General features: G+C 41.2%; 14 protein-coding genes. 5 read left to right on the forward strand and 9 right to left on the reverse strand.

The features are described from left to right. Positions 1 to 132: 132 nt before the first annotated feature. Genes ALKIM_RS0115775 through ALKIM_RS0115785 form a run of 3 tightly spaced genes read right to left on the reverse strand, consistent with a single transcriptional unit; the run spans position 133 to position 2,158 of the window. Positions 133 to 675, reverse strand: a complete 543-nt coding sequence (locus tag ALKIM_RS0115775; RefSeq protein ID WP_026475481.1) for an RsmD family RNA methyltransferase — start codon at positions 673 to 675, stop codon at positions 133 to 135. Continuing rightward, entirely contained in the window at positions 666 to 1,511 is an 846-nt protein-coding gene (locus ALKIM_RS0115780) for a DUF3822 family protein (protein ID WP_084555920.1), read from the reverse strand. Before ALKIM_RS0115780 ends, ALKIM_RS0115775 begins: the two co-directional genes overlap by 10 nt. A gap of 14 nt (positions 1,512 to 1,525) precedes the next feature. Next, positions 1,526 to 2,158 carry a hypothetical protein gene (locus ALKIM_RS0115785; RefSeq protein ID WP_026475483.1) on the reverse strand — a complete coding sequence of 211 codons (633 nt, stop codon included), beginning with the start codon at positions 2,156 to 2,158 and terminating at the stop codon, positions 1,526 to 1,528. Positions 2,159 to 2,246: 88 nt separating this feature from the next. Here ALKIM_RS0115785 and ALKIM_RS0115790 point away from each other — a divergent pair, with 88 nt between their 5' ends. Further along, the gene (locus tag ALKIM_RS0115790) at positions 2,247 to 3,671 is read left to right on the forward strand and encodes an ATP-dependent DNA helicase (RefSeq protein ID WP_026475484.1); all 1,425 of its coding nucleotides are present in this window, start codon (positions 2,247 to 2,249) and stop codon (positions 3,669 to 3,671) included. 88 nt (positions 3,672 to 3,759) lie between these two features. Here the strand turns inward: ALKIM_RS0115790 and ALKIM_RS0115795 are convergent, their stop codons facing one another. The 6 genes from ALKIM_RS0115795 to ALKIM_RS0115820 all read right to left on the reverse strand — a co-directional run bounded on the left by ALKIM_RS0115795 (position 3,760) and on the right by ALKIM_RS0115820 (position 10,644). Then, positions 3,760 to 5,508: a phospho-sugar mutase gene (locus ALKIM_RS0115795; protein ID WP_026475485.1), complete on the reverse strand. Its 1,749-nt coding sequence runs from the start codon at positions 5,506 to 5,508 to the stop codon at positions 3,760 to 3,762. Positions 5,509 to 5,714: 206 nt separating this feature from the next. Then, positions 5,715 to 6,587, reverse strand: a complete 873-nt coding sequence (gene rfbD, locus ALKIM_RS0115800; RefSeq protein ID WP_026475486.1) for a dTDP-4-dehydrorhamnose reductase — start codon at positions 6,585 to 6,587, stop codon at positions 5,715 to 5,717. A gap of 41 nt (positions 6,588 to 6,628) precedes the next feature. Next, complete coding sequence (gene rfbC / locus ALKIM_RS0115805; protein ID WP_026475487.1) at positions 6,629 to 7,192, reverse strand: dTDP-4-dehydrorhamnose 3,5-epimerase; 564 nt, start codon at positions 7,190 to 7,192, stop codon at positions 6,629 to 6,631. A gap of 166 nt (positions 7,193 to 7,358) precedes the next feature. Then, entirely contained in the window at positions 7,359 to 8,264 is a 906-nt protein-coding gene (gene rfbA, locus ALKIM_RS0115810) for a glucose-1-phosphate thymidylyltransferase RfbA (RefSeq protein ID WP_157363946.1), read from the reverse strand. A gap of 57 nt (positions 8,265 to 8,321) precedes the next feature. Beyond that, positions 8,322 to 9,269, reverse strand: coding sequence for a UDP-glucuronic acid decarboxylase family protein (locus ALKIM_RS0115815; RefSeq protein WP_026475489.1), 948 nt, complete (start codon positions 9,267 to 9,269; stop codon positions 8,322 to 8,324). 40 nt (positions 9,270 to 9,309) lie between these two features. Then, positions 9,310 to 10,644, reverse strand: coding sequence for a UDP-glucose dehydrogenase family protein (locus ALKIM_RS0115820; protein WP_026475490.1), 1,335 nt, complete (start codon positions 10,642 to 10,644; stop codon positions 9,310 to 9,312). 436 nt (positions 10,645 to 11,080) lie between these two features. Here ALKIM_RS0115820 and rpsA point away from each other — a divergent pair, with 436 nt between their 5' ends. The 4 genes from rpsA (at position 11,081) to guaA (ending at position 15,876) form a co-directional block, all read left to right on the forward strand. Next, positions 11,081 to 12,952 (forward strand): 30S ribosomal protein S1, encoded by a 1,872-nt coding sequence (rpsA, locus tag ALKIM_RS0115825; RefSeq protein ID WP_218916722.1) that lies wholly within the window; start codon positions 11,081 to 11,083, stop codon positions 12,950 to 12,952. A 23-nt stretch (positions 12,953 to 12,975) separates the two neighbouring features. After that, a complete protein-coding gene (locus tag ALKIM_RS0115830) occupies positions 12,976 to 13,332 on the forward strand; it encodes an STAS domain-containing protein (protein ID WP_026475492.1) in 357 nt (118 codons plus the stop codon). An 8-nt stretch (positions 13,333 to 13,340) separates the two neighbouring features. After that, the gene (locus ALKIM_RS0115835; RefSeq protein ID WP_026475493.1) at positions 13,341 to 14,270 is read left to right on the forward strand and encodes a ribonuclease Z; all 930 of its coding nucleotides are present in this window, start codon (positions 13,341 to 13,343) and stop codon (positions 14,268 to 14,270) included. A gap of 76 nt (positions 14,271 to 14,346) precedes the next feature. Next, the gene (guaA, locus tag ALKIM_RS0115840; RefSeq protein ID WP_026475494.1) at positions 14,347 to 15,876 is read left to right on the forward strand and encodes a glutamine-hydrolyzing GMP synthase; all 1,530 of its coding nucleotides are present in this window, start codon (positions 14,347 to 14,349) and stop codon (positions 15,874 to 15,876) included. Positions 15,877 to 16,030 lie beyond the last annotated feature (154 nt).

The raw sequence follows: 16,030 nt of genomic DNA on the forward strand, positions 1-16,030 counted from the left end.
ATAGAAGTATTAATTACTTCCATTATTAATTTTCCTTATGTAATTGTTAAGATTTTGCTGATTTAGCAGAATTCCCGAAGTTTTATCAGTTTTTATATTGAGCCGGATAAGCACTAAGGCTTTATATTTGCGTTATCTCCCTATAAAAAAAGAGAAACACACCTTCCCGTATTTCCGCAATTGGTCAAATTGCTCTAGTGAAGAATAATCTCTTTGGGGGCCATGCTCAAGGATAAAAAGTCCGCCGGGTTTTAGTATTCCGCTATTAAGTACCGCAGGTACCACTTTTTCAAAGTCGTTCAATTCAAATGGCGGGTCGGCAAATATCAAATCATACTCTGCTTTCACGGCATGGTTGATGAAACTGAACACATCCGCTTTGACAGGATGTATTACGCCATCTAAATCAAGCTCCTGGATACATTTTTGGATGAATTTTAAGTGATGGAAGTCTTTCTCCACCGAAGTGACTTTAGGGCAACCACGCGATGCAAACTCATATGAAATGGCGCCTGTGCCTGAAAATAAATCCAGCACATTGATTTCATCAAAGTCGATGGTGTTTGCAAGTATATTAAAAAGACTCTCTCTGGCTGTATCGGTAGTTGGACGTGCCCTAAAGCTCTTAGGCGGAGAAAATCTGCGTCCTTTTAATTTGCCACTTACTATACGCATACAGGCAGACTTAACAAGTTATAGAATGCTGAACTATTTACTTCCCTGAAACAATGACTGTACTGAAAATGGTGTGGCATATTACTGGCTTTAACCTTGCGTATGTATCGGCTTAACTGTTTGCGCATCTGTTCAAATCTTGGGTGGCAGCCACTTAATACAATTTCTGTATTTGCCGATCGCAACTTAAGTTGTTCAAATGTGAATAACAGGAAATAGATAAAATCATTTTCACTTTTGATGGGATAGGTATTACAGAGCTTGAGATTGTTATTGCTAAATGCCAAAACATCAAAATAGTCTTCAGCCAGATTAACAAACAACATGGTTGATTCAGAATCTGTCAGGTTGGTTGATAAATTACTCTCTATAATGGCACTGTTTTGATGAAAGAATTGTGGGTCAGGGAATTGTCGGCATAAAATTTTGTGGAGTTGCTGGTTTATGGGGAATATATTGAAAGCATCTGCCATTTTAACTTTATTGTGCATCACCATTGCTTCGCCTGGGAGATGATTGCAAAACGATAACCATTCTCTGCTTTTAGCTGGCTCAAACAGAGCTGAAGGCACCAGCGTCGACACTTTGGAGGGCAGCAGAACAAGTGTTTTCTTGTAGGGCAAATTTAGTTTCTCAGCCTCCTTGAAACATTTTTCAACTTGCTCTTCAAAAGGCAGGTTTTTCACAAAACTAAAATGCTGCATCTGGATATACTTGTTTTTAACCGGATCCAGCGTACAAAAAGAAAATCCATCCAGATTAACCTGGATGGATAAAAAATATGATAATGTGATATTGGGATCAAAGGTGTCGTCAACGACCGAAAAATTCATCATAATTCATTATGTGCTTACTCCCAGTTACCGGCATTGTTATTTGCTTCAGTCAATGAACCAACACGCAGACCAGCAAATCTTTCAAGCTTCTTCATTCTGTCATTGATGTTGATTACTTCCTGTTTGTCTAAACCAGCAAGATAAGTGTTGTTGTGAACTTTGGCTTCAAAAACAGGTACATCAACACCTGATGCCGTTTTGATTACTCCAGCACCCATTTCAAATACTTTATGATCAGTGAATGGAATATACTTCATTGAATCTACTACCCACGGCCTTCTGCCAAAGAGTGAATCCTTAACACTTATTCTGATGGTATCACGCTTGATAGCGCCCATACTCAATGCCATTCTTTCATCAATACCGGCGGCCAACATGCTGTCTGTAAGGCTTCCTTCCATTCTCACAAGAGGAAGAGAGTCATAACGCACAAAATTAATCAGGGTGTCGAAACTTCCTGTGAATCTGTTGTGAACTGCTCTGTATGCTACCTGTGCACTGCGAATGTCTTTTAGGCGTTCAATTACTTTTTCCATGCGCACATCATAGTCTCTCTTAAATCTTACAGGTTTGTTGATACTTTCAACGCACATGTAGCCCAAAACTAAAATGGCAATGGTCAGTAGAATTTGGAAAGCTGTTTTCATTATCTTTAGGATTTTGTTTTTGAAAGTTTGCACAAATTTAAAAAAAAAATCTGTTTCTCTTTTTTTTAAACCAATAATTACAATAAAAATGGTTAAAGAACATATTTTTAACCGAATAGAGCACAATTTCAGCTTTGAACCTACTTCGTCGCAACTTCTGGCAATGAAGCAGATGGCAGCATTTATGGCCTCTGTGTCGGATATGCCACTATTGTTGCTTAAAGGCTTTGCAGGCACCGGAAAAACCACCCTAATGGGTGCATTTGTTAAAATGCTCACTGAATTTGGCATTCAATGTGTGCTTCTTGCTCCTACAGGAAGAGCTGCAAAGGTTTTAAGCATGGGGGCAGGGCAGGAGGCCTTTACAGTTCATAAAAAAATATACCGTCAAATCTCATCCAAGGACGGCTTTGGCGGTTTCAACCTTAATAAAAACCTTCATAAAGATACAGTTTTTATTGTAGATGAAGCTTCAATGATATCTAACGAATCAGTAGGAGGTTCAGTTTTTGGGTCTGGTCGTTTACTCGACGATCTCATCCGGTATGTGTATGAGGCTACAAATTGCCGACTGGTACTGCTTGGAGATACTGCTCAGCTTCCTCCTGTTGGATTGTCGGTAAGCCCTGCTTTGGAGGCGGATTTCCTTCAAGGTTATGGCGTGGAGCTGTTTCAGGCGGTATTAACCGATGTGGTTCGGCAAAAAATGGGTAGCGGTATTTTATACAATGCCACTAACCTTAGAGTTTTATTAGAACAGGAGGAAGAAATTGAGGATTATCCTTTGCTGGAGTCAACCGGGTGGTCTGATATCCGACGCATTACCGGGGCGGAATTGATGGAAGAGATTCAATGGTGCTATGATAATTATGGTTTGGAGGATACACTTATCGTTTGCCGAACCAATAAACGTGCAAACCTATACAATCAAGGTATTCGAAATTCCATCCTCTTCAGGGAAGAGGAACTCTCAGTTGGTGACTATCTTTTAATAATGAAGAACAACTACCATTGGCTAAAAGACAACGAGGAGATGAGTTTTATTGCCAACGGAGACATTGCCCGCGTTTCAAGGGTTAAAAGACATCAGGAGCTATATGGCTATCGGTTTGCCGATGTGATTTGTGAGTTGGTCGATTATCGAACAGTTGAAATTGAAACCCGCGTTATACTCGACAGTTTGACATCTCCGGGAGCTGGCTTTACAATGGAACAGCAAGATGCTTTTCTCAAAACGGTGTTGGAGGATTACCAGGATGTAAATCCACCGCGTAAGCAGTTTGAGATGGCCCGCGAAAACGATTTTTACAATGCCTTGCAAGTGAAATTTGCTTATGCAATGACTTGTCACAAAGCCCAGGGTGGCCAGTGGAAGGCGGTTTTTGTGGATTTGGGATATTTTACCGAGGAGTATCTTTCACGTGAACTTGTACGTTGGTTATATACTGCGTCCACAAGGGCTACTGAACGCCTCTATTTTGTTAACTTCCCTAAAGAGTTTTATAAGGACTAGAACATTTAATGCCTATTAAGTTGTAAACCAAACAGCCGGTAGTGCATTGCATACCGGCTGTTTTTAATCTTTATGATGTTAAGGGATATTAACCCAATTTTAAATCGGTAACTATTTTATCTATACGCGAATTTGCTGCATACATAGCCTCTTTAAACACGCTCCTGGATTTAAGCTCAACGTTTACTTCAAAATAGAACTTGATTTTTGGTTCAGTACCAGATGGTCGAACAGATATTTTTGAGCCATCCTCAGTAAAGAATTGCAACACATCTGATGGCTCTGGTTGCTCAATGGCAGCGGTTTCACCACTAACCGGATTGGAAGCCGTCAGCGAAAGATAATCTTTAACCAGAACTACTTTTGAACCGCCAAGACTTACAGGAGGCTCTTTGCGGAATTTCTCCATCATGGCCTTGATTTCATCAGCTCCAGACTTGCCTTTGCGAACAATTGATATCAGCCTTTCGTGTGAAAAGCCGTACTCCATGTAGATATCCTGGAGCAATTCATACAGCGTTTTTCCATTCTCTTTGGCCCAGGCAGCCACTTCAGCAATCATACATATGGCGCCAACCGAGTCTTTGTCGCGCACATAGTCTCCCGGCAGGAATCCATAACTCTCTTCTCCACCACAAATGTATTTTTTCTGACCTTCAAGTTCACGGATTACAGATGCAATCCATTTAAAACCCGTGTACACATCAAAATATTCAACCTGATATTTGTTGGCTATTTTGGTTATCAATTCAGTAGTAACAATGGTTTTTACAGTAAACTCTTTACCGGTTAGCAAACCACGTTCGTGCCATTGCGACAGCATATACCATGTGAGCAAAAGTGCTGTTTGGTTGCCATTTACAAGGATGAACTCGTTTTTGTCATTTCTAATGGCAATGCCAAGGCGGTCACCATCCGGGTCGGATGCGGCTACCAATTCAGCATCTGTTTCTATTGCTTTTTCAATGGCCATTTTTAGCGCTTCGGGCTCTTCCGGATTGGGCGATATCACTGTTGGGAAATTCCCGCTTACCACATCCTGCTCAGGCACATTGATGATATTTGTAAAGCCATAACTGCGCAGCGCATCAGGTACCATTTTTACTGTGGTGCCGTGTATCGGTGAAAAAACGATTTTTAAATCGTGCTGTTTGGCTATTATGTCCGGATTCAGCGAAATGCTTTTTACTTCAGCGATAAAAAGTTTGTCCATTTCGGAGCCTAGAATTTTTATTCTGTCACTTGGCCCATCAAACTTAATTTCATTTACATCCTTAATGTTTTTTACTTCTTCAATGATGTTGCCATCGTGGGGAGTAATAACTTGGGCACCATCATTCCAATATGCTTTATAGCCATTGTACTCTTTGGGGTTGTGTGACGCCGTAATGATGATACCGCTTTGGCAACCCAATTTACGAATGGTAAAGGATATTTCCGGAGTGGGGCGAAGGTCTTCAAATAGGTAAGCGGTAATGCCATTCGCAGAAAAAATGCCGGCCACAGTTTCGGCAAAATAGCGGCTGTTATTTCTGCAATCGTGACCAATGGCTACCTTTTTCTCAGAAAGATGCGCAAACTCGCGGTTGATATAGTTAGCAAGTCCCTGTGTAGCCGCACCTACGGTGTATTTGTTCATTCTGTTTGAACCAACCCCCATAATACCTCTCAATCCTCCTGTACCAAATTCCAGACTTTTATAAAAAGAATCTACCAACTCGGTAGGATCAGGATTTTGTAGCATGGCTTCAACCTGTTTTTTGGTCTCTTCATCGTATGCGCCTTGCAGCCATTGCTGTGCTTTTTCCTGTACGCTTTGCAAAATTTCTTTATCCATTGTTTGTTTTTTATGTTTTCGTAGATGTGTTGGTGTTAAATCACTTATGTGCTCTCTACTGCTTTTAATTAGATGCAGGTTAGATAAAATGGAAGTGGATCAGTCAATCTTTGTGTAGATTTACATCATCTCATCTAACCTTCTATGGGAATTAAATCTAATTCCAAACCAGTATTTTGTAAAGTTAATAATCAATAAAGACATTTTCAATTGGGCTGGTAATTCTCAATCACCGCTTCAAGACTGTCAACCCAGTATGGTATGGTCAGCCCGAATTGCTCTTTTATTTTATGTTTATCCATCACTGAATATGCTGGTCTGCGCGCAGGGGTAGGGTAGGCATCTGTTCGTACCGCATTCACTTTACATGAGATGCCTGCTAACTTAAATATCATGATAGCAAAATCGTACCAGCTACAAACGCCTTCATTGGCATAATGGTAAACACCAGGTATAAAGGACTCTCTGTTTTCAGAAGCCATTTGTAAAATACGCATAATGGCGGTGGCAAGATCTGTTGCTGATGTGGGACTTCCAACCTGATCAAAAACTACATTCAGCTCATCTCTTTCGCTGGCCAAACGCAACATTGTTTTCATGAAATTCTGTCCGTAAGGTGAATAAAGCCAAGCTGTTCTAATAATGATGCTGTCAGGGTTTTCCGCCATAAGATGCAGTTCGCCCTCCAGCTTCGATTTTCCATACTGCGAAACGGGGTTTACTGGCATTTCAGGGGTGAGCGGGGTATTGGCTGTTCCATCAAAAACGTAATCGGTGGAGACATGAATCACTCCTGCATGCATCTGTGCAGCATATTTTCCAATCCACCCGGGTGCCAGTGCGTTGAGCAAAAAGGCTGTATCACGGTCGGTTTCGGCTTTGTCAACTGCGGTATAAGCCGAACAGTTAACAACGAAATCATATTTCTTACCTGCAAAAAAAATGCGTATGTTATCTTCCTGACTTAAATCGAGAAGTTCTATAGTAGTGATATCAAAAGAGGCAAATGTTTGGCTACTTGTAAGGTTATTGAGCACTGTACCCAATTGTCCTTCTCCGCCAATTATCAAAACTTTCATGGTTGAATAATCTGTATTGATTGATTTAAAGCGTTTGGAGATTAATCTTCGGCATAGAAAAAATTCTTCTCTGCTTCGGTGAGCGAGGGTAAAACTTCGTCTTTTAACGATACGATGGCCTCCTGCTCCGGCACAAGCCAATTGATTCCAAGGCCAGAATCATTAAAATTTATACCGCGTTCTGCATCTCTGTTATACGGGTTGTCACATTTATAGTAAAAAACGGCGTCGTCGCTTAAAACGCTAAAGCCGTGTGCAAAGCCTCGGGGAATATAAAACTGCAATTTATTCTCGTCGGAGAGTTCCAGCGCAAAATGCTGACCGTAAGTTGGGGAGTTTTGCCTCAGATCCACAGCCACATCCAAAACGCGTCCCTTCAATACTTGCACTAGTTTTGCCTGTGCAAAAGGGGCAAGTTGATAATGTAACCCACGTATCGTGTTTTTGGTGGAGTAGGAGACATTATCCTGAACAAAGTTGGTGTCCATACCAAATTCTGCGTATGCAGATTGGTTATATACTTCATAAAAATATCCCCGGTTGTCGCCAAACACCATTGGTTCAACAATGAGCAAGCCAGGTATATCTGTGGTTTTAACTTTCATAAATCGATGTAGTTTCGCAAATCAATAAGCGTAAATTAAGAGCAGGTGTTAAAGTTAACCCTACTGCTGTGGTTTATCCAGCAATTTGATGTTTTTTTTGAGTTCGGTATTATTTATACACAGCAGTTGCTTGCTCCGATTACCTTAAGTATTCAATTTTAGATGTTTACAACTGATGTTTTATCTCTTGGATATCTTCCTTGGCAATTTTTATTAAATATTGACCATATTCGTTTTTTGCCAGTGGTTTTGCCAGTCTGAGTAGTGTTTCTTTATCAATCCACCCCTTTTTATAGGCAATTTCCTCAATACAGGCAATTTTTAGTCCCTGACGTTTCTCGATGGTAGCAATAAAGTTGGATGCTTGCAACAGGCTGTCGTGGGTGCCGGTATCGAGCCAGGCCATACCTCTTCCCAGAAGTTTTACATGCAAATTTTCCTCATCTAAATAGAGTCTGTTCAAATCCGTAATTTCCAGTTCTCCGCGTTTGCTTGGTTTTAGCGTTTTGGCTTTGGCTACCACATCCGGTCCGTAAAAGTATAGGCCGGTTACTGCAAAGTTCGATTTTGGATGCTCAGGCTTCTCTTCAATACTCAGTACACGCCCTTCGCTGTTAAACTCAGCTACACCATAACGCTCCGGATCGTTAACATAGTATCCAAAAACAACAGCTCCATTCTGGGTTTGGCTTGCTTCACGTATTACTTTTCCAAATTCAAAGCCATAAAATATATTGTCGCCCAATACCAGACACACTGGATGATCTCCAATAAATTCCTCCCCAATCAGGAGTGCTTGTGCCAGTCCATCGGGTGAAGGCTGTTCGGCATAGCTGAAATTCAGACCCCAATCGGAACCATCTTCAAATAGCCTTTTATAGAGCGGTAAATCGGCGGGTGTTGAAATGATAAGTATATCGCGAATGCCGGCCAGCATAAGCACCGATAGAGGATAGTATATCATTGGTTTATCGTAAACCGGTATAATCTGTTTGGAGATGCTTCGTGTGGCAGGATACAATCTGGTGCCAGAGCCGCCTGCCAAAATAATTCCTTTCATCGGTTTGCTCATAATACTAATATTTGGTATGTTTTACCTGATGTCTTACTCTTTAACAAGAGATGATTTTCAAGGTTGTGATTTTAGCAGGTTATCAAAATAGCTGATGGTTTTCTCTAAACCTTCCCTTAATTGCACCTTGGGTTCCCAGCCATTTAGCCTTTCTTTGGCCAATGCAATGTCAGGCTGGCGCTGAGTTGGGTCATCTTCAGGCAATGGTAAATGGATAATTTCTGAACGTGATCCTGTTATGTCAATTACTTCTCTTGCCAGCTCCATCATCGAAAACTCATTCGGGTTTCCAATATTAATGGGACCAGTGAATGCTTTTGGCGTTTGCATCATTCTCATCATCCCTTCCACCAGGTCATCCACATATTGGAAACTTCTTGTTTGAGAGCCATCTCCAAATATGGTTATTGGTTGCCCTTTTAAAGCCTGAACGATGAAGTTTGATACTACACGCCCATCGTTGGGATGCATGCGGGGACCATAGGTGTTGAATATGCGTATAACCTTAATATCCACGCTGTTTTGTCGGTGATAGTTCAAAAACAGACTTTCTGCGCATCGCTTGCCCTCGTCGTAACATGAGCGTATACCTATTGGATTTACATTGCCCCAGTAGGCTTCTGGCTGTGGGTGTATGAGCGGATCTCCGTACACTTCACTGGTCGATGCCTGTAAAATTCGTGCTTTTATGCGTTTGGCAAGCCCCAGCATATTAATAGCCCCCATCACCGATGTTTTGATGGTTTTGATGGGATTAAACTGGTAGTGTACAGGCGAAGCTGGACAAGCCAGGTTATAAATCTCATCTACCTCCACAAAATAGGGATGTGTCACATCGTGACGTATCAACTCAAAGAAAGGGTTGTTTATGAGGTGTACAACGTTTGATTTACTACCTGTAAAGTAATTGTCGAGGCAGATTACTTCATTGCCTTCATTTATTAACCGCTCGCACAGATGTGAGCCTATAAATCCTGCTCCGCCGGTTACCAGAATTCTTTTCATTAAATATTTTGTTATTTGATTAATTCAGTTTGTTGCTTTACTAGCCGAGTAATTTCCCCGATTTTCGACCGATACCGTAATACACAAAACCGTTTTCTGCAATTTCGTTAGGGTCATAAATATTGCGCCCGTCAAAAATAACTTTTTGTTTCATGAGTTTATCAAGCACCTTAAAGTTGGGCATGCGAAATTCTGGCCACTCCGTAATAAGGAGCAGTGCGTCTGCATCGATGAGTACATCATAGGGGTCGTTGCCGTAAGTAATGTCGTTGCCAAATACATGTTTTGATTCCTCAATGGCTACAGGATCGTAGGCTTTCACTTTTGCACCAGCATCTAAAAGCTGCTTAATTATTACTCTTGAAGGCGCTTCGCGCATGTCGTCGGTATTAGGTTTAAAGGCTAAACCCCACACAGCAAATGTTTTGCCTTTCAGGTCGTTTTTGAAGTGGGTTCTAACTTTGCCAACCATAACTTTCTTTTGATCCTCGTTGATGGCTTCAACAGCCATTAGCAAACGCAATGGATGATCAAGTTTTTCAGCTGTTTTAATAATGGCTTTCACATCTTTTGGAAAACAACTGCCACCATAGCCAATGCCGGCATAAATAAACTTGTTGCCAATGCGGTTATCGGTTCCAATGCCTTTTCGAACCATATTGATGTCGGCACCTACCAGTTCGCACAGATTTGCCATGTCGTTCATAAAGCTTATCTTGGTTGCAAGCATGGCATTGGCGGCATACTTCGTCAGCTCAGCTGAGGGAATATCCATAAACAGTATTGGATGATTGTTGAGCAGAAAAGGTTTGTATAAGCGGCTCATGATTCTTTGTGCCCGTTCAGATTCCACACCCACAACAATGCGGTCGGGTTTCAGAAAATCGTCTATGGCATTTCCTTCCTTAAGAAATTCGGGGTTTGATGCCACATCAAATTCTATTTGAGCGCCGCGCTTCTCAAGTTCATCGCGTATAGCGGCTTTCACTTTTACCGATGTGCCAATGGGTACAGTACTTTTTGTAACTACCACCAGATATTGTGTCATGTTTTTTCCAATCTGACGAGCTACTTCTAAAACATATCTAAGATCAGCACTTCCATCTTCGCCAGGAGGTGTTCCAACAGCTATGAATGCCACTTCGGCACCTTCAAGACTATCTTTGAGACTGGTAGTAAAGAACAATCGTTGTTTTTCAAGGTTCTTTTTTACCATGGTCTCAAGTCCCGGTTCAAAAATCGGAATGATTGATTCTTTGAGTTTGTTGATTTTTTTCTCATCAATGTCAACACATGTTACATTGATTCCGGTTTCAGCAAAACAGGTCCCTGTAACCAGTCCTACGTAACCGGTTCCAACTACCGATATTTTCATAGCAAAGAGTGTATTGTATTAAATTGTAATTTTATAATCATACGCAATTATCCCCAAAAATAATGTTTTTTCGCAGAGGTGCGAATTATCAACGTGAATAATTTGACATATTATGCTACCTGATTGATTAACCCCTCAAATGCCGGTATTCCATTTAAAATTGCCTCTGCTCTGCTTGTTCATCCTCTTTAAAGCAATTGAATATCAAAAAAAAGCCTTATATTTATTTAATGTTCAGTGTTTATAGATGTTTGTTGTGTGGCAGAGATGATTTCATAAGTGTTTATTGTACTTTAAATCAATGCAATGAATATATTTGTAGTGTAGTCAAAAATAGGATGCAGTAAGGTGCAGTATTTTCAATGATTTTTGATACCTTTGTCGCGTTTTATTAATTAACATATTGTCTAACCAAGTAGTTTTGCTCAGAAATTAAATGACAGAATTAGAAGGAAATGGCCAAGAGCCCATGGCTCAAGCCCAAAACACCGCAGCTAAAGTGCAACAGGCAGCAGCAGATACAGCTGACGCCAATTTTGATTGGGACAGTTTTGAATCAGATGATTTACTTGTTCCCGGAACCAAGAAAGAAGATCTTGAGAAAATGTATGACCAGACACTGTCTACCATCTCTGAAAAAGAGGTGATTGATGGTACTGTAATCTCTATGAACAAAAGAGAAGTGGTCATCAACATCGGCTTCAAATCCGATGGTATTGTAAGTCGTAACGAGTTTCGTTACAATCCCGATTTGAAAATAGGTGACAAAGTTGAAATCTATGTTGAAAGTCAGGAAGACAAAAAAGGTCAGTTGGTGCTATCACACAAAAAAGCCAGAGCTCTCCGCTCATGGGATCGAGTGAATGAAGCCCTTGAAAAGGATGAAGTTATCAAAGGATACATCAAATGCCGCACCAAAGGTGGTATGATTGTAGATGTATTTGGTATTGAGGCTTTCCTTCCAGGTTCACAAATCGATGTGAAGCCCATCCGTGACTACGACATTTTTGTGGGCAAAACCATGGAATTCAAAGTGGTTAAAATCAACCCCGAATTCAAAAACGTGGTGGTTTCTCACAAAGCGCTTATCGAAGCTGAACTTGAACAGCAGAAAAAAGAAATTATCTCCAAACTGGAGAAAGGACAAGTTCTTGAAGGAACCGTTAAAAACATCACCTCTTATGGTGTATTCATCGACCTTGGTGGCGTAGACGGTTTGATTCACATCACTGACCTTTCGTGGGGACGCGTTTCTCATCCCGAAGAGATTGTTCAACTGGATCAGAAACTCAACGTGGTTATTCTCGACTTCGATGATGAGAAAAAACGTATTGCCCTTGGTCTGAAACAGCTTACTGCACATCCTTGGGATGCATTGAATGCAGAACTTAAAGTGGGTGACATCGTAAAAGGTAAAGTGGTTGTTATGGCCGACTATGGTGCTTTTGTTGAAATTGCCGCCGGTGTAGAAGGTCTTATCCACGTATCTGAAATGTCATGGTCACAACACCTGCGCAGCGCTCAGGATTTCCTGAAAGTTGGCGACGAGGTAGAGGCTACTGTATTGACTCTGGATCGCGACGAGCGTAAAATGTCTTTGGGCATTAAACAACTGAAGGCTGACCCATGGGACAAAATCGAAGAGAGATATCCTATCGGAAGCAAACACTCTGCAAAAGTTCGCAACTTCACCAACTTTGGTGTGTTTGTAGAAATTGAAGAGGGTATTGATGGTTTGATTCACATTTCTGACCTTTCATGGACCAAGAAAGTGAAGCACCCGGCCGAATTTACTGCCATTAGCGAAGAAATTGAAGTGGTAGTTCTTGAAATCGACAAAGAAAACCGCCGTTTGAGCCTTGGACACAAACAGTTGGAAGAGAACCCATGGGATGTGTTCGAAACTATTTTCACTGTAGACTCAATTCATGAGGGTACAATTGTTGACATTTTCGATAAAGGTGCCGTAATTGCTTTACCATATGGTGTGGAAGGTTTTGCTACACCTCGTCACCTTGTAAAAGAAGATGGCTCTCAGGCTAAAGCTGAAGAGAAACTTCAGTTTAAAGTGATTGAGTTCAATAAAGGTGCTAAACGTATCATCCTTTCTCATTCACGTATTTTCGAAGATGAGAAGAAAGGAGAAGAGCAGGCTGCTAAAAAAGAGCAGGCTAAAGCAACTGCTGCTACCAAGAAAACGGTTAAGAAAATCAAGGACAACCTTGAAAAAACCACTCTTGGTGACATCTCTGAGTTGGCTGCACTGAAAGATCAGATGGAAGCTGACGAAAAGAAACCCCGCGAGTAATACAAACTTAATTGGTCAACAAAATGGATTTTAAAATTGACAAGCTGGATGATTTTATCCTTGTTCAGGTTCAGAAGGAGAAATTGGATACTACTATTGCACCAGGCCTGAAATCAGAACTGGTTCTGCTGGCAGGTAACAATGAAAAGAATATCCTTTTGGATTTAAGTAAGTGCACTTATTGTGATTCATCCGGCCTTAGTGCCATTCTTGTTGCCAACAGGCTTTGTAAAAACAGCGACGGAATTTTTGTTCTGGCTGGCTTACAGCCCGCCGTGGAACGGCTGATTTCGGTATCACAATTGGATACCGTCATAAACATTGCTCCTACTGCTGACGATGGAATTGAGATGATGCGTCGTTCGCTTCAGTCAAAATAAATTGTTACATGCAATTTTCCGTTACAGTTTTAGGCAGTAACTCAGCTTTACCTACGTCGGAACGATATCCAACCGCTCAGATACTTAATGTATCTGAGCGGTTCTTTTTAATCGACTGTGGAGAAGGTACCCAAATGCAGTTGCGTAAGAACAAAATACGCTTTTCAAAGATTAACCATATCTTTATTTCGCATCTGCATGGCGATCATTGTTTTGGGTTAATAGGCTTAATCTCAACCCTTGGTTTGTTAGGCCGAAAATCCGATCTAACTGTTTTTGCACACAGTGACCTTGAGAAGGTTCTTAAACCTCAACTAACCTATTTCTGTGCCGATTTGCCTTACCGTGTGATTTTTAATCACATAAATCCGCATCAAAACATGGTGATTTTTGAGGATAGCAAGATCACCGTTGAAACCATTCCTTTGAAACACCGCATTCCAACTTGTGGTTTTCTTTTTCGCGAAAAACAAGGTGATCTACATATTGTTCGGGAGAGTATTGATTTCTATCAGATTCCTCTAAAGGCAATTCCATCCATTAAAAAGGGTGCCGACTATGTGAACGATGAGGGCGAAGTAATTGCCAATCATCTGCTTACTAAGCCGGCTGCTGCTACACGCTCTTATGCCTTTTGTTCCGATACCGCTTATGATGAACGAATCATTCCTATTATTCAGGATGTTGATTTGCTCTATCATGAAGCTACTTTTCTTGATGACAATCACAAACTCGCTTTACAGACGCAGCACAGTACGGCTCGCGAGGCTGCTACTCTGGCGCTTAAAGCCCGGGTTAAAAAGTTGATTATTGGTCATTTCAGCACCAGGTACTATGATTTAAGTGCTTTTGAGAATGAAGCACGGGTCATTTTTGATGATACCAGTCTTGCACGTGAGGGCGATATTTTTTCAATACCTAACACAACGCGCGGCTGATCTTTAAGCCAATATCCGCTTATTTCTCATTATATTTGCAATCGATTTATACTTCAAACTCTTTAAGTACATATAAATGCAGAACAAAATCATTATTCTTGACTTTGGTTCTCAGTATACCCAGCTTATAGCGCGCAGGGTTCGGGAATTAAATGTGTATTGCGAAATCCATCCATTTAACCATGCCCCTGAATTGGACAATAGTGTTAAAGGTGTAATTCTATCCGGAAGCCCCAGCAGTGTGCGTGACGAGAATGCTCTCGTACCCAATCTGACTAACATCATCGGACAGCTGCCTGTTTTGGGCATTTGCTATGGCGCACAATATCTTGCCCAAAGCAATGGCGGACTTGTTGAGGCATCCAATTCCCGAGAGTATGGACGTGCAAATTTGGAGTATATCAATTCTGAGAATCCTCTATTTGCTGAAGTTGAAGCCGGAAGTCAGGTCTGGATGTCGCATGGAGATACCATCATGGAGCTGCCAGCAGGTTTTGAAATAATTGCCAGTACCCGCGACGTAAAAGTGGCAGGCTATTTTGTGCCTGTTCGCAATATTTATGGTATTCAGTTCCATCCCGAAGTATATCATACTATCCAGGGGCTGCAAATTCTTAATAATTTTGTGGTGGATATTTGTGGCTGTATTCAGGATTGGAGTCCTGCATCATTTATTGAAGGAACTGTAGAAGAGTTGAAGCAGAAACTTGGCAACGATAAAGTTGTGCTTGGGCTTTCAGGCGGTGTAGACAGTTCGGTGGCTGCTGTATTGCTGCATAAGGCCATTGGAGCCAATCTATCATGTATTTTTGTGGACAATGGTCTTTTGCGCAAGAATGAGTACCACAATGTACTAGAGTCATATAAGCACATGGGGTTGAATGTAGTTGGTGTAGATGCCAAAGACCAGTTTTTAAATGAGCTTGCCGGTGTGAGCGACCCCGAAACCAAACGCAAAATTATTGGACGTGTATTTATTGAGGTGTTTGATGCTGAGGCTCATAAAATAAAGGATGTGAAGTGGCTTGCTCAAGGCACCATTTATCCTGACGTTATCGAGTCAGTCTCTGTTAACGGCCCCTCTGTTACCATTAAATCGCACCACAACGTTGGCGGGTTGCCAGAAAAGATGAACCTAAAAGTTGTGGAACCTCTCAAATTGCTATTTAAGGACGAAGTTCGCAGGGTAGGAAAGGAGCTGAATATCTCACCTACAATTCTCGGTCGCCATCCATTCCCCGGACCGGGACTTGCCATTCGTATTCTTGGCGACATTACCGCTGCTAAGGTGAGCCTGCTTCAGGAAGTAGATTATATTTTTATTGAAGGTTTAAAAAGCAATAACCTATACGACCAGGTATGGCAGGCCGGTGCTATTTTACTTCCTGTTCAATCTGTGGGCGTTATGGGCGATGAAAGAACCTACGAAAGTGTGGTTGCATTGCGTGCTGTTCAATCAACCGATGGTATGACAGCCGACTGGGTTCATTTACCCTACGAATTTTTGAGCCGGATATCTAACGAAATCATCAATAAAGTAAGAGGTGTTAACAGGGTTGTTTACGATATTAGCTCAAAACCGCCTGCAACCATTGAATGGGAGTAGTTTTTAACAAAAAATAACAGCGTAAACCAAACTGTTGCATCAGGTTGTGCGTAAATAGTTTGAAATTTCACATTGGTATTTGGTTTGATTTTTGTTCATACTTCTTATCAATGTGATGTTTCATAAGTAGCTTATGCTACACTGCAAACAGAGA

It is taken from the genome of Alkaliflexus imshenetskii DSM 15055 (genome assembly GCF_000517065.1).
Classification (GTDB): Bacteria; Bacteroidota; Bacteroidia; order Bacteroidales; family Marinilabiliaceae; genus Alkaliflexus; species Alkaliflexus imshenetskii.